Source organism: Nonomuraea sp. CA-143628, assembly GCF_050942315.1.
Lineage (GTDB): Bacteria > Actinomycetota > Actinomycetes > Streptosporangiales > Streptosporangiaceae > Nonomuraea.
In genome coordinates this window covers 7,892,151-7,904,952 of record NZ_CP192072.1, presented here as the reverse complement: position 1 = coordinate 7,904,952, position 12,802 = coordinate 7,892,151, and the positions used below count along the sequence as shown (strand labels likewise).

Here is a 12,802-nt window from a genome sequence, read left to right as displayed (position 1 = left end):
GTCAGCTCCTCCGGTATTCCTGCCAGGCCCACGCGAGGGTACGGCGGGCGAGTACGGCGACCGCGTGCCGGCGGTAACCGGCACTGGCCCGGACATCGTCGATGGGTGCGGTCGCATCCGCCACGAGTGCGGCGAATCGGGCGGCGACCGGGGCAGGCGGTTCGCGGCCGCCGTCCCAGTCGAGCTCGGCGGCGGCGAACGTCTCGGCGGCCTCGGCGGCCACTGGTGTCGGCGCCGCGGACCCGACGGCGCAGCCGACGCGGCGCCGTACCGGATCCAGGGTGAGCGCCACGGACGCGACCGCGATCACCATGGCGTTGCGCGGCCCGAGCTTGGCGAACTGCTCGGGCCCCGTCGCGGCCGGCACCCGCACCGCCGCCACGATCTCGTCGTCGGCCAGCACCGAACGGCCTGGCCCGAGGAAGAAGTCGCGGGCCGGAACATGGCGGAGGCCGCGCGAGGAGGCGAGCTCGATCGAGGCGCGCGCCGCCAGCAGCGGCGGCAGCGCGTCGCCGGCGGGCGAGGCCGTGCCGAGGTTCCCGCCGACGGTGGCCCGGTTGCGGATCTGCGCGGAGCCGATCGTGCGCGCCGCCCGCGCCAGTCCCGGCAGTGGGCCGCCGAGCCCGCCGACGATCCGCGTGTACGGCACACCCGCGCCGAGCCGCACCGTGTCGCCGTCCCGGGACCACTCCTGAAGCTCGGGCACGCGGCTGATGTCGAGCAGCTTGGACGGAGCCGTATGCCCGAAGTTGAGGCCGACCATGACGTCCGTGCCACCCGCGATCAGCGTGGCGTCCGGATGGGCGGCCTTCAGCTCGCAGGCGTGCCGCAGGTCGCCGGCCGTGAGGAACGCCGTCACGTCGCCACCCGTCCCGCCTCGCCCGTCCGCTCGGGATCGGCGGCCCGCTCGGAGAGGAACAGCGTGGCCACCGCTCCGACCAGCCCGGCCGCGGTCATGTAGAGCGCGATCGACGTCGAGGTGCCGGTCGAGTCGTACAGCCAGGTGGCGATGATCGGGGCGAGGCCGCTACCGAACACGGTGCCCAGCGTGTAGCCGACCGACATGCCGGTGTAGCGCACCTCGGGCGGGAAGACATGCGCGAAGAACGTCGGCATCGTGCCGTAGTTGGCGGCGTACGGGATGAAGAGCGCGAGGAAGCCGAGCAGCATCACCCCGAAGGACCCGCTCTGGAAGGCGGAGAACCACACGTACGGCAGTGCCGCCATCCCGATGATGCTCACCCAGAAGATCTTCTTGCGGTCCACCCGGTCCGACAGCCAGCCGAAGAACGGGATGGCGGCGATGGTGAACACGTTGACCAGCAGCACCAGCTGAAGGATCATGTCCCGGTCCAGGCCGAGCTTCTTCTCGCCGTAGCCGAGCGAGTAGATGGTGGCGATGTAGAACGTGGCGCCGGCCGGGATGTAGGCCAGGCACATCAGGATCACCCGGCGCCAGTGCCGGGACAGCACCTCGGCCAGCGGCGCCTTCCTGACCTCGCCGCGCTGCCTGACCTCCTGGAAGTCCGGGCTCTCCGCCAGTTTGAGCCGGATGAGCAGGCCGAAGCCGACCAGGACCGCGCTGAGCAGGAACGGCACCCGCCAGCCCCAGGTCAGGAAGGCGTCGTCGGACAGCCGCGAGGTGAGCAGGAAGACCAGGTTGGCCAGCAGCAGCCCCCAGGCCGCGCCGGTGTTCACCAGGGCGCCGAAGAAGCCGCGCCGGGAGCGGGCCGCGTGCTCGACGCTCATCAGCACGGCCCCGCCGTACTCACCGCCCAGCGACAGGCCCTGCACCACGCGCAGCAGCACGAGCAGGATCGGGGCGGCCACGCCGATGGAGTCGTAGGTGGGCAGCAGGCCGATGCAGAGCGTCGCGCCGCCCATCAGGCAGAGGGTGACGACCAGCATGGACTTGCGGCCGAGCCGGTCGCCGAAGTGCCCGAACAGGGCGCCGCCGATCGGCCTCGCCACGAACGCCAGCGCGAACGTCGACAGCGACAGCAGCGTCCCGACCAGGTCGTCGTAGCTGGGGAAGAACAGCTTGTCGAAGACCAGGACGGCGGCGGTGCCGTAGATGAAGAACTCGTACCACTCGATCGTCGTCCCGGCGAGGCTGGCCAGGACGACCCTGGTGGAGCTCGTTGCCATGGTTCACGCCTCCAGGAAGCGGGTGACGGTGTCACGCAGGATGGCGGCTTCGTCGCGTACGGCCGACAGCCGCACGTAGTCGTCGCCGAGCAGGTCGCCCTCCTCGGGCACACCGAACATGACGGTGGGGATGCCGCGCTCGGCCGGCCCGCCCGCGTCGAACGAGCCGCCGTAGACGGTGTGCCGGGGCTCGCCCAGGCGGGCGCGGATCGCGCCGTCGAGCGCGTCGAGCACGGCTCGCCTCTCAGGCGGAAGGTAGGCGGGCAGCATCGTGACGCCGGGCCGGACGGCGATGTCGCAGCCACCCGCCACCCCCTTCAGCGCCTGGGCGATCTCCAGGGCGGCGTCGTCGGGATCGGTGCCGGGCAGCAGCCGCCGGTCCACGGTGATCCGCGCCGAGCCGGGCAGGGTGTGCGGGGCCAGCGGCTCGTAGCTCACCAGGTACGGCACGACCTGCTCGTGCCCCAGTTCGGGGTGTTTCCTGCTCTGGGCTTTCGCGTTGAGTTCGCGGAGCTTCACGACGACGTCGGCGGCCGTGTCGATCACCCTGCCGCTGCCCGGCGGAGCAGAGGAGTGCGCCGTCCTGCCCTCGATCTCGACGAGCACGTCGACCCGGCCCCGGTTGCCGATCGACACGTCGAACCCCGTGCAGAAGAGCTGGATGACCAGGTCAGGGGTCTTCGGCAGCGCGTCCAGGATGGCTCGCGAGCAGTCGTGGCTGCTGCGTCCCTCGTTGTTGACGCAGAGCAGCAGGGTGCCGTGGAGCGGCACGTTCTCGGCCACGATCCACCGGGCCAGGTCCAGCAGGCACGCCTGATGCGCCTTGTTCTGCGTGACCCCCTGGCCGAACAGGCACGGCTCGCCGTCGAGGGTGCGGATGTCGCCCGACCACGGGTCGGCCATCAGGTTGTGGTGCTGGGTCGGCGTGTACGCCATGAGGGCCAGCGTCGGACCCCGGCCGTCGCCCAGCCGTACGGCGAACTGGTTGAGCGGCAGGTCGATGATGTCGTCGGCGCCCACCTCCAGGAACGCCGGGCGCAGGTGGTCCTGAACGTAACGCACGAGCGTCGGGTGGTCGGGGGCGATGAGCGTCTCGGCGCCCAGGGGCACGGCGGAGGGCACGCGGGCCAGCGCGGCCAGGGCGTCCACGACGTACTCGCCGGTCACCGAGCTGTCCCATCGAGAGCGCGCAGGCGGGGGAGCACGTCGCCGCCGAAACTCTCGATCAGCTCGCTCGGCAGCGAGTAATTGCCGACGTGGCGCAGGTAGAAGCCCGTCACGCCCAGCTCGACCGCGCGCCTGGCCCGCTCCACGATGTCGTCCACGGTGCCGAACAGGCAGAACGTCCGCGCGAACCGAACCGCCATCTCGTCGCTCACCCACTTCGAGGCGTGCTCGATCGCCAGCTTCCAGTCCTCGGCGTGCACCATGTCCGGATAGACCTCGGGCACGTGCGGCGGCGGCGCCAGCTCGATGCCCGCGACGCGCAGGAAGTCCTGGCCGCCGATGGTCGCCATGTGCAGGCAGATCGGCTTCAGCACCGCCGCGTCGCGTTCGAGGTCGTCGGTGACCTTGCAGAAGGCGCCGGCGGTGAACTCGAAGGCCCTGCCGGACCCGGCGAGGCCCGCCCGCGCCGCCTTCATCGTCTGGCCGAGGGTCTCCGGCGAGATGCCGGCCAGCGTGACCACGCCGTCGGCGATCTCTCCGGCCAACTCCAGCGTGCGCGGCCCGCTCGCCGCGATGTGCACGGGCACCGCGCCCCCGGCGTCACGCAGCCGTAGCCGCCGCTCGCCGTACACCTGTTCCTGCCCGCTCAGCAGCGTGCGGATCTCGCCGATCGCCGACCGGAGTTCGGCCCGCGTGGTGGGGCGGATGCCCAGCGGCTTCACCGAGCTGTCACCCGTGCCCAGCCCCAGCACGACGCGGCCGGGCGCCAGCTCCGCGACCGTGTTGATGCCGGAGGCCACCACGGTCGGGTGGCGGGTGACGACGTTCGTCACGGCGGTGGCCAGGCCGATGCGGTCGGTGCGGGTCGCGGCCACGGCCATCACCGCGTACACGTCGCGCCAGAGGAGCTGCGAGTCGGCGATCCAGGCCACGTCGAAACCGTGGCGCTCGGCGCGCCGCACCTCCTCGGCGACCTGGTCCGCTCGTCCGCACGGCGGGAAGCGCACGCCCACCTTGATCATGCGATCACCTCTGCTCTGGTGGTTCCTCCTCGGGATAGTTCGGCAAGCTAGTCTGTTGTCTGACATCAGTCAACGCTTGTGGCAGAATGCTCGGCGTGAGCGCCGAGCAGACCCGTGAGAGTGCCCGGTACGAGCCGCTGGCTCGCACCCCGCTGCCCGACGTGATCGCCGAGCAGCTCTTGGCCGAGATCGACTCCGGTGCTCTGCGGCCGGGCGACCAACTGCCCTCGGAGCCGGAGCTGGCCCGCCAGTTCCAGGTCGGGCGCAGCTCGCTGCGCGAAGCCATCCGCAAGCTCCACACGCTCGGCGTGGTCGAGGTGGTGCGCGGCCGGGGCACCTTCGTCCGGCATCGCACCGAGCCGGAGCCGACCCCGCAGTTCGCGCGCTGGAGCGCCAGCGAGGGGCCGGCCATCGCCGAGGTGCTGGAGGTGCGGATCGGGCTGGAGTTGGCCGCGGCGGGCCTGGCCTGCGTCCGCGCCACCCAGGCCGACATCGACGCCATGGCCGCCCGCTGCCGCGAGCACGAGGCGGCCCGCCGCAAGGGCGACCTCGACGTGCTGGTGGGCACCGACGAGCTGGTGCACGAGAGCCTGATCCGGGCCGCGCACAACGACCTGCTGCTGCAGATGTACCTGGCGCTGGTGCCGCAGATGGCCGAGTTCCGCGCGCACACGCTCGCCCTGGGCCGGGCGGACGAGCGGTTCGACCCGCACCACCGGGCGATGCTGGCCGCGCTGGCCAAACGGGATCCGGCCGGGGTGCGACGGGCGGTCGTCCACCACATCGGCGCGCTCTACGGCGAGGTGCGAGCCGCCACCGGGCAGGAGCCGGTGCCGGAGATGCTCGACTTCGGCACCATTCTCGGCAGCTTCACCTGACGCGGCCCGCCGGCGCGGACGCGCGCCCATGCCCTCCCTCCCATGCCACGGGATGAACGTTTCATTGCCCCACGCCGCCGCCGCAGCGAGACCGCACACCGTCAGGCCAGATCAGGTCAATCCCCGGAGCGGCGGAAACGCGGCAGAGGGGGCGGACCCTTGACGGATCTTCGCACGTCATATTTGCTCCGCCACACCACCACCTCAGTCGGTGTCCATGGAAGGAGCCCGGGATCCCGAAGAGTTGTTAACGCTCACAATATGGCGAGGGGTTGCGCATGCGTACATGGAGACGATGGTGGGCCGCCGCGTTCACGGCCGCCGCCTTATTGGTGGCGGGCGCGGCGATGGTGGCGGGGCCCGCCGACGCGGAGTCCAACGGCGGGGTGCGGGTCATGCCGTTGGGCGACTCGATCACCGAGGGGACGCAGGTGCCGGGCGGGTACCGGATCGGGCTGTGGCAGCGCCTGGCCGCCGGCCGCTACACGGTCGATTTCGTCGGGTCGCAGTTCAACGGGCCGGGCAGCCTGGGCGACCACGATCATGAGGGTCATCCCGGGTGGCGGATCGACCAGATCGACGCGAACATCACCGGCTGGCTGCGTACGTACACGCCGCGCACGGTGCTGCTGCACATCGGCACCAACGATGTCCTGCAGAACTACAACCTGGCCGGTGCCCCGCAACGACTGTCCACACTGATCGACCACATCACCACGGCCGTGCCCGACGCGGACGTCTTCGTCGCGACCATCATCCCGCTGTCCAACTCCGGCCAGGAGTCGGCCGCCCGTACCTTCAACGCCGCGATCCCCGGCATCGTCCAGAGCAAGGTGAACAGCGGCAGGCATGTCCACCTGGTCGACATGCACAGCAAGCTGACCACCTCCGACCTGATCGACGGCATCCACCCCACCGCCGGCGGTTACGACAAGATGGCCGCCGCCTGGTACACCGCGCTGCAGTCGGTATCCGGCAGCATCGGCCAGCCCGGGGGCGGCACCCCAACGCCAGGTGCGGGGGCGATCAGAGGCGTGGGTTCGGGCAGATGCCTGGATGTCTCCGCCGCCTCGCAGGCGAACGGCGCGTCGGTGCAGATCTGGGACTGCAACGGTCAGTCCAACCAGAACTGGACGCCGACCAGTGCGGGCGAGTTGCGGGTTTACGGCAGCAAGTGCCTGGATGTGGCCAACCGGAGCACCGCCGACGGCGCCCAGGTGCTGATCTGGGACTGCAACGGACAGAGCAACCAGCAGTGGCGCTTCAACGGCGACGGGAGCATCACCGCGGTCGGCGCGAGCAAGTGCCTGGACGTGCCGAACTCCTCTACCGCCAACGGCGTCAAGCTCCAGATCTGGTCCTGTAGTGGCGCCGCCAACCAGCGCTGGACTCGCCCCACCTCATGACGTCACCACCCGAGGGACGGCGGTCCGCCCCCACGCCGTCACCTCCGGGTGAACCTTCCAAGAGCGCCCGGAGACCCCCGATACCCGGTAGGTGGAGAATGCGCAGAATTCTCGGTCCGGCCATGGCGGCGATACTCGCGGCCGGCTCCATCGTCGCGATCGGCGGTGCGACGTCACCGGCCGCCGCCCTGGACAACGGCCTGGCCCGCACACCCCAGATGGGCTGGAACGACTGGAACAGCTTCGGCTGCAACGTCAACGACGGCCTGATCCGTCAGACGGCCGACACCATGATCTCCAGCGGCATGGCGGCGGCGGGCTACACCTACGTCAACATCGACGACTGCTGGTCCACCAAGAGCCGCAACGCCAACGGCGACCTGGTGCCGGATCCGCAGAAGTTCCCCAACGGCATCAAGGCCCTGGCCGACTACATCCACTCCAAGGGGCTCAAGCTCGGCATCTACTCCTCGGCCGGAACCACGACGTGCGCGGGGTACCCGGCCAGCCTGGGCAACGAGCGCCGCGACGCCGCGCTGTGGGCGTCCTGGGGGATCGACTACCTGAAGTACGACAATTGCGGGGATCACAAGGGCCTGAACGGGCAGCAGCGGTACACGGCCATGCGTGACGCGCTGGCCGCCACCGGCCGTCCGATCGTGTACAGCCTGTGCAACTGGGGGCAGGAGAGCGTGTGGACGTGGGGGATGCCGGTGGGCAACTCCTGGCGCGACACGGGCGACATCGCGGCGAACTGGAACTCGATCATGGGCATCCTGGACCAGCAGGTCGGGCTCGACGCGTACTCGGGCCCGGGTGGGTGGAACGACCCCGACATGCTGGAGGTGGGCGTCGGCGGGGTGACGGGGACCGAGGGCCGCGCGCACTTCAGCCTGTGGTCGCTGCTGAACGCCCCTCTCATCGCCGGAAACGACATCCGTACGATGAGCGCCGACACGCGCACGATTCTCACCAACACCGAGGTCATCGCGGTCAACCAGGACTGGGGAGGCAAGCAGGGCCACAAGATCAGCGACAACGGCAACCTGGAAGTCTGGCGCAAGCCGATGTCGAACGGCTCGGTCGCCGTCGTCCTCCTCAACCGGGGCACCTCGACCTCGACCGTCTCCACCACCGCCTCCGCTCTGGGGCTGGGGTCCGCGTCCTCCTATTCGGTGCGCGACCTGTGGGCGCACACGACGTCCTCCTCCTCCGGGACGATCAGCGCGTCGGTCCCCGGGCACGGGGCGGCCATGTACGTCGTGACCGGAGGAGGCATCGTCACGCCGCCCGCGGTCGCGATCAAGGGGGTCGGCTCGGGCCGGTGCCTGGACGTCGTCGGCGCCTCGCAGGCCAACGGCGCGCAGACGCAGATCTGGGACTGCGGCGGCCAGGCCGGCCAGCAGTGGACGCCGACCACGAGCGGTGAGCTGCGGGTCTATGGCGGCAAGTGCCTGGATGTCTACAACCGGGGAACCGCCGACGGCACCAACGTCATCATCTGGGAGTGCAACGGCCAGGACAATCAGCAGTGGCGCTTCAACTCCGACGGCACCATCACCGCCGTCGGCGCGAACAAGTGCCTGGACGTGCCTAACAACGCCACCGCCAACGGCACCAAGCTGACCATCTGGACGTGCAACAGCGGCGCCAACCAACGCTGGACCCGTACCTGACCTGGGTAAGGCGCCTCAGCCGACGCCTAGAGGCGGACGTCCGCAGCGGTAAGGCGCCTCAGCCGGCGCCTAGGGGCCGGACGTTCGCGGCCGGTGGGCAGTCTCGGCAGGCTGCGCCGCCGGCGCCGGTGAGCGGCGGCCGAGCAGCGCCAGCAGACCGATCATGACCAGCCCGAGCGCCGTCAGTTCGGCCCGCTCGGTGAGGGTCGCGGCGTTGGCCAGCACACCGAAGGCGGTGTGCGCGACCAGCGCCCCGCCCGTCAGCGCGAGGCTGTGCCGGTCCGTCCACGCGCCGCTCGTCGTCCAGCGGCGGATCAGCCACCACGCGACCACCGCGAGGGCCGCCGCGGCCAGCATCGGCACCGCCACCCAGTTGCCCCGGGTGAAGGCGGGCTGCGTGGCGCCGCCGAAGGGAAACAGGAGCGCCAGATACCCGAACGCGACGAGGCCCCCGAAAGCCGCCACGGCCCACGAACCGGGCACCGCGCCCGTACCGGCGGCCGGAGCCGATGAGTGCGAGGCGGTTCGCGATGAGTGCGGGACGGTTTGCGATGTGCTGGAGGCCAGCTGCGAGGCGCGGGGGACGACGCGCAGTGCCAGCACCGCGAGCAGGGCCACGGCCGCCAGGCAGCCCGCCACCACCGGGAGCGGCGCCTGGTAGCCGGGGTCGATGAAGCCCGTCACGCTCAACCGCAGCAGCGCCGCGCCCAGCACGAACACCACCCCGGTCACCACCAGCCCGGTCCGCTTCAGGTACGGCCTTTCCCGCAGACCTGGGAACACCAGGTCGACCAGCAGGATCGGCAGCGCCACACTGAACACGGCGTGGTAGGGGAGGTTGAGCTCGGTGTACGCGCTGTTCAGCCCGAGGATCCTGGGCGCCCACCCGGCGACGCCGTACAGGGTGGGACTGCTGAGCGCCTGCAACGCCAGGCCCTCCTCGACGATGCCGTACGCGATCCCGAGCAGCAGGATCGACAGCCAGCCCGCGCCGCGCCGGCGTACCAGCTCGCGGATCAGCACGGTGCCCGCGCCGTAGATCGGCACCCACAGGAGCATCAGCCAGATCTGGCTCAGGGGCGGGTTGCCCAGGGTGAGCTCGGCGACGAGCGGGGTGATCACCGCGAGCAGCAGCGCGGCCCACCGGCGGCGTCCGCTGGAGTCTGTTGTGGTCATGGGGCCACGGTGTCGCGCGACAGGTGATCACCGCTGCTACCAGAAGACCGCTCCATGGCAGCCTTGGTCGTCTTCCGGCAGTGACTTTGGTTGCTTACGCACGGGTCGGTGGCGGGCTAGCATCAGCGGTCATGTTCGTGGCCGGTGCGGAAGACGTACGGCCCGGCTGGATTCGGTCGCGGCGCGACTGGGCGGTCGGGGCGGGTGGGTTCATGCTCGCGCTCGCCGGCGCGGCCGGGGTCGTCTGGGGTGATCTGACGGGCGGCACACCGGGCTGGTATCTGGTGGCCGACGTGGCGGGCGGCGCTCTGGCCTGCGCGGGGCTGTGGTTGTGCCGCAGGTGGCCGGTGACCGTGGGGCTGGCCGTCATCGCGCTGTCGGTGCCCGCCGCGGCCGCCTCGGTGGCGGCCGGGATCGCCACGCTGATCGTGGCCCTCTACCGGAAGCCGCCCGCGGCGATCGCGGTGGGGGTGGCGGGGGTGGCCGCGACGCTGGGCAGGTTCGCCTGGCGGCCGCCGGGGCTGGCGCCCTATCCGGTGTGGGCGTTGGTGGGGGTGCTGTTCGGCGGGGCGCTGACCGGCTGGGGGATGCTGGCGCGCACCCGGCGGGAGCTGGTGCTCTCGCTGGCCGAGCGGGCTCGCCGGGCCGAGGCCGACCAGCGGCTGCGCGCCGAAGAGGCGCGCCGGGCCGAGCGGATCGGCATCGCGCGGGAGATGCACGACGTGCTCGCCCACCGGCTGTCGTTGCTGGCGGTGCACGCGGGGGCGCTGGAGTTCAACGCGGACGCCACGCCGGGGGAGGTGGCCGACGCGGCGGGGGTGATCCGGTTGAGCGCGCGGCTGGCACTGGAGGAGCTGCGGGCGGTGATCTCGGTGCTTCGCGAGGCGCCGCCGTCCGATGACGGCTCGCTGTCGCCCGGCCGCCCGGATCTCGCGTCGCTCGTGGCGGAGTCCCGGAGCGCCGGGATGCGGGTCGAGCTGCGCGATCACGGGCTCCGGCTGGCCGACCTGCCGGAGGTCACCGGGCGCGCCGCGTACCGCATCGTCCAGGAAGGGCTCACGAACGCGCGCAAGCACGCACCCGGCCAGCCGGTCACCGTCGTCCTCTCCGGTACGGCGGGCGCCGAGCTGCGGGTCGAGGTACACAATCCGTCGCCTGGCGGGACGGCTTCATCGGCACCGGATGCTGGGTCGGCCGGTGGCGTGAGGCGGTCTGGGCCGGATGCCGTATTCGCCGCGGGCGTGGGGCCTGGCGAGGCCCCCGGACTCGTCGGCGGTTCGAGACCCGATGCCGTTTCCGGGGATATCGGCGCGTCCGGAGCACCGGCGTCAGGGGGCGATCTCGGGACGACCGGGGCAGGTGCGGGGCTGGCCGGGTTGGCGGAGCGGGCGGCGCTGGCGGGTGGCCGGTTGGCGTGCGGGCCAGTGGCGGGCGGGGGGTTCCGGCTGGTGGCGTGGCTACCATGGCCCGTGTGACCGAGCCGCCGCAAACGCCGCCACCCGCGATCCAACCGCCGGCGCGGCAGCCACCCGCGCCGGAGTCACCCGCGGCCCAACCGCCGGCGCGGCAGCAGCCATCCGGGCCGCAGCCATTCGCGGGCCAACCACCTGCGCAGCAACCGCAGGAGATGGCACCGCCGCCGTCCCGGTCGTCGATCCGGGTGCTGATCGTCGACGACGACGCGCTTGTCCGCGCCGGTCTGGCGTTGATGCTCAAAGGCGCGGCCGACCTCCAGGTGGTGGGGGCGGTGGCCGATGGCGGGGAGGTGGTGGCCGCGGTCGACGCGCACGCTCCCGACGTGGTGCTGATGGACATCCGGATGCCCGGCCTCGACGGCATCGAGGCGACCCGGCGGCTGCGTAGCCGGTCCCATGCGCCCGAGGTGGTCGTGCTCACCACGTTCGACGCCGACGAGCACGTGTTCAAGGCGCTGCGGGCGGGGGCCGGCGGGTTCCTGCTCAAGGACACCCCGCCGGAGGGGATCGTCGATGCCATCCGCCGGGTCGTGGACGGCGAGCCGATCCTGTCCCCGAGCGTCACCCGGCGGCTGATCGCCCACCTGGTGCCCGAGGAGGAGAGCCGTCGCCGGGCCGACGCCCGGACGGTGCTGGCCCGGCTCAGCGAGCGGGAGCGTGAGGTCGCGCTGGCGGTAGGGCAGGGCAAGCCCAACGCGGTCATTGCCGCCGAGCTGCACATGAGCGTCGGCACGGTCAAGGGCTACATCTCGCGCATCCTCACCAAGGCGGCTCTGGACAACCGGGTCCAGCTCGCCCTGGTCGTCCACGATGCCGAAGGCGCGTCATGAACCCCGCGTGGAGGCTCGCAGGGTGAGCTCGATGGGGTGGATGCGTTCCGTCCCCGCCGAAGCCGTGCCCGACAGCAGATCGAACAGCAGCTCCGCGCACCGTACGCCCGCCTCCCTGGGGCGCAGGTCGATGGCGGTGATGGGCGGGTCGGCCAGCTGCATGGCGGTGCTGTCGACGCACGACGCGAGCAGCAGGCGGCGACCCTCCCCGCGACGCAGGTCGTTTCCGTCCTCGCGACGGAGCAGGTCGCGGCCCTCCTCGCGCAGGAGCGGCAGCAGGTCCGTGGCCGATCCGGCGGGCCCGCACACCAGCGCGTCGATGCGCGGCTCCAGCGCCAGCAGCTCGCGGGCGACCTCGTGGACCTCGCCCGCCGAACAGTCGAAGGGGACCGTACGGACCAGCGGATCGACGTCGTGCCGGACGCACCAGTCGCGGAAGCCCCGGTGCACGGAGGCGGCCCAGTCGCTCACGTCGCCGGCCACGATGAGCGCGGGACGGGTCGCGCCGGAGGCGCGCAGGTGGTCCATCAGGCGGCCCAGCATCTCGGCGTGTTCGGAGCGGACCACGCCGTCGGCCCGGCCGGTGCCGGTGAAGCGTTCGCAGGTGACCGTGGGCAGGCCGGTGTCCATGAGCTTGGCCACGATCGGGTCGTCCCCCAGGGGGTCGCCGAGCACGAGGCCGTCGACGCGCGGGGTGCGGCGGCCCGAGGTGATCAGCGTGACGTCGTAGTCGTTGTCGGCCGCCCCCTGCACGACCCCGAACACGAACGACATGTAGTAGGACGAGCGGGTGAGCACCTCCGGCACGTGCAGGCCGATGGTGCCGGTGCTCGCGCGGCGCAGGTGCCTGGCCGACCCGTTGGGTACGTAGCCGAGCGCGTCGGCGGCCTCCATCACCCTGGCCCTGGTCTCCTCCGACACCCGGCCGGAGCCCCTGAGCGCGTCGGACGCGGTCGTCTTGGAGACCCCTGCCGTCTTGGCGACCGTGAGGATAGTGGCCGGCTCGTCTGCGCGCACGCCCCGA

General features: G+C 71.7%; 11 protein-coding genes. 5 read left to right on the top strand and 6 right to left on the bottom strand.

Going from position 1 to position 12,802, the window contains the following annotated elements:
- Nucleotide 1 precedes the first annotated feature (1 nt).
- From ACQP2T_RS36065 to ACQP2T_RS36050, 4 genes are read right to left on the bottom strand one after another with little or no spacing between them, the layout of a single operon-like run.
- Nucleotides 2-859: an FAD binding domain-containing protein gene (locus ACQP2T_RS36065; protein WP_433509364.1), complete on the bottom strand. Its 858-nt coding sequence runs from the start codon at nt 857-859 to the stop codon at nt 2-4.
- Complete coding sequence (locus ACQP2T_RS36060; protein ID WP_433509363.1) at nt 856-2,148, bottom strand: MFS transporter; 1,293 nt, start codon at nt 2,146-2,148, stop codon at nt 856-858. Before ACQP2T_RS36060 ends, ACQP2T_RS36065 begins: the two co-directional genes overlap by 4 nt.
- A 3-nt stretch (nt 2,149-2,151) precedes the next feature.
- Nucleotides 2,152-3,315 carry a M20 family metallopeptidase gene (locus tag ACQP2T_RS36055; RefSeq protein ID WP_433509362.1) on the bottom strand — a complete coding sequence of 388 codons (1,164 nt, stop codon included), beginning with the start codon at nt 3,313-3,315 and terminating at the stop codon, nt 2,152-2,154.
- Nucleotides 3,312-4,337, bottom strand: a complete 1,026-nt coding sequence (locus ACQP2T_RS36050; protein ID WP_433509361.1) for an LLM class flavin-dependent oxidoreductase — start codon at nt 4,335-4,337, stop codon at nt 3,312-3,314. The genes ACQP2T_RS36055 and ACQP2T_RS36050 overlap by 4 nt, the downstream gene beginning before the upstream one ends.
- A gap of 95 nt (nt 4,338-4,432) precedes the next feature.
- On the opposite strand from ACQP2T_RS36050, the gene ACQP2T_RS36045 reads away from it, so the two are divergent.
- The 3 genes from ACQP2T_RS36045 (at nt 4,433) to ACQP2T_RS36035 (ending at nt 8,297) form a co-directional block, all read left to right on the top strand.
- A complete protein-coding gene (locus tag ACQP2T_RS36045) occupies nt 4,433-5,215 on the top strand; it encodes a FadR/GntR family transcriptional regulator (protein WP_433509360.1) in 783 nt (260 codons plus the stop codon).
- A gap of 278 nt (nt 5,216-5,493) precedes the next feature.
- Nucleotides 5,494-6,621 carry a lectin gene (locus ACQP2T_RS36040; RefSeq protein WP_433509359.1) on the top strand — a complete coding sequence of 376 codons (1,128 nt, stop codon included), beginning with the start codon at nt 5,494-5,496 and terminating at the stop codon, nt 6,619-6,621.
- A gap of 98 nt (nt 6,622-6,719) precedes the next feature.
- Nucleotides 6,720-8,297: an RICIN domain-containing protein gene (locus ACQP2T_RS36035; protein WP_433509358.1), complete on the top strand. Its 1,578-nt coding sequence runs from the start codon at nt 6,720-6,722 to the stop codon at nt 8,295-8,297.
- A gap of 69 nt (nt 8,298-8,366) precedes the next feature.
- Here the strand turns inward: ACQP2T_RS36035 and ACQP2T_RS36030 are convergent, their stop codons facing one another.
- Entirely contained in the window at nt 8,367-9,473 is a 1,107-nt protein-coding gene (locus tag ACQP2T_RS36030; protein WP_433509357.1) for a hypothetical protein, read from the bottom strand.
- Between the two features lie 131 nt (nt 9,474-9,604).
- Here ACQP2T_RS36030 and ACQP2T_RS36025 point away from each other — a divergent pair, with 131 nt between their 5' ends.
- Together ACQP2T_RS36025 and ACQP2T_RS36020 are read left to right on the top strand one after the other, a co-directional pair.
- Nucleotides 9,605-10,948, top strand: a complete 1,344-nt coding sequence (locus ACQP2T_RS36025; RefSeq protein ID WP_433509356.1) for a sensor histidine kinase — start codon at nt 9,605-9,607, stop codon at nt 10,946-10,948.
- A 152-nt stretch (nt 10,949-11,100) separates the two neighbouring features.
- A complete protein-coding gene (locus ACQP2T_RS36020) occupies nt 11,101-11,778 on the top strand; it encodes a response regulator (protein WP_433509355.1) in 678 nt (225 codons plus the stop codon).
- On the opposite strand, the gene ACQP2T_RS36015 is transcribed toward ACQP2T_RS36020, so the two are convergent.
- Nucleotides 11,773-12,795, bottom strand: a complete 1,023-nt coding sequence (locus ACQP2T_RS36015; protein WP_433509354.1) for a LacI family DNA-binding transcriptional regulator — start codon at nt 12,793-12,795, stop codon at nt 11,773-11,775. The genes ACQP2T_RS36020 and ACQP2T_RS36015 overlap by 6 nt on opposite strands.
- Nucleotides 12,796-12,802 lie beyond the last annotated feature (7 nt).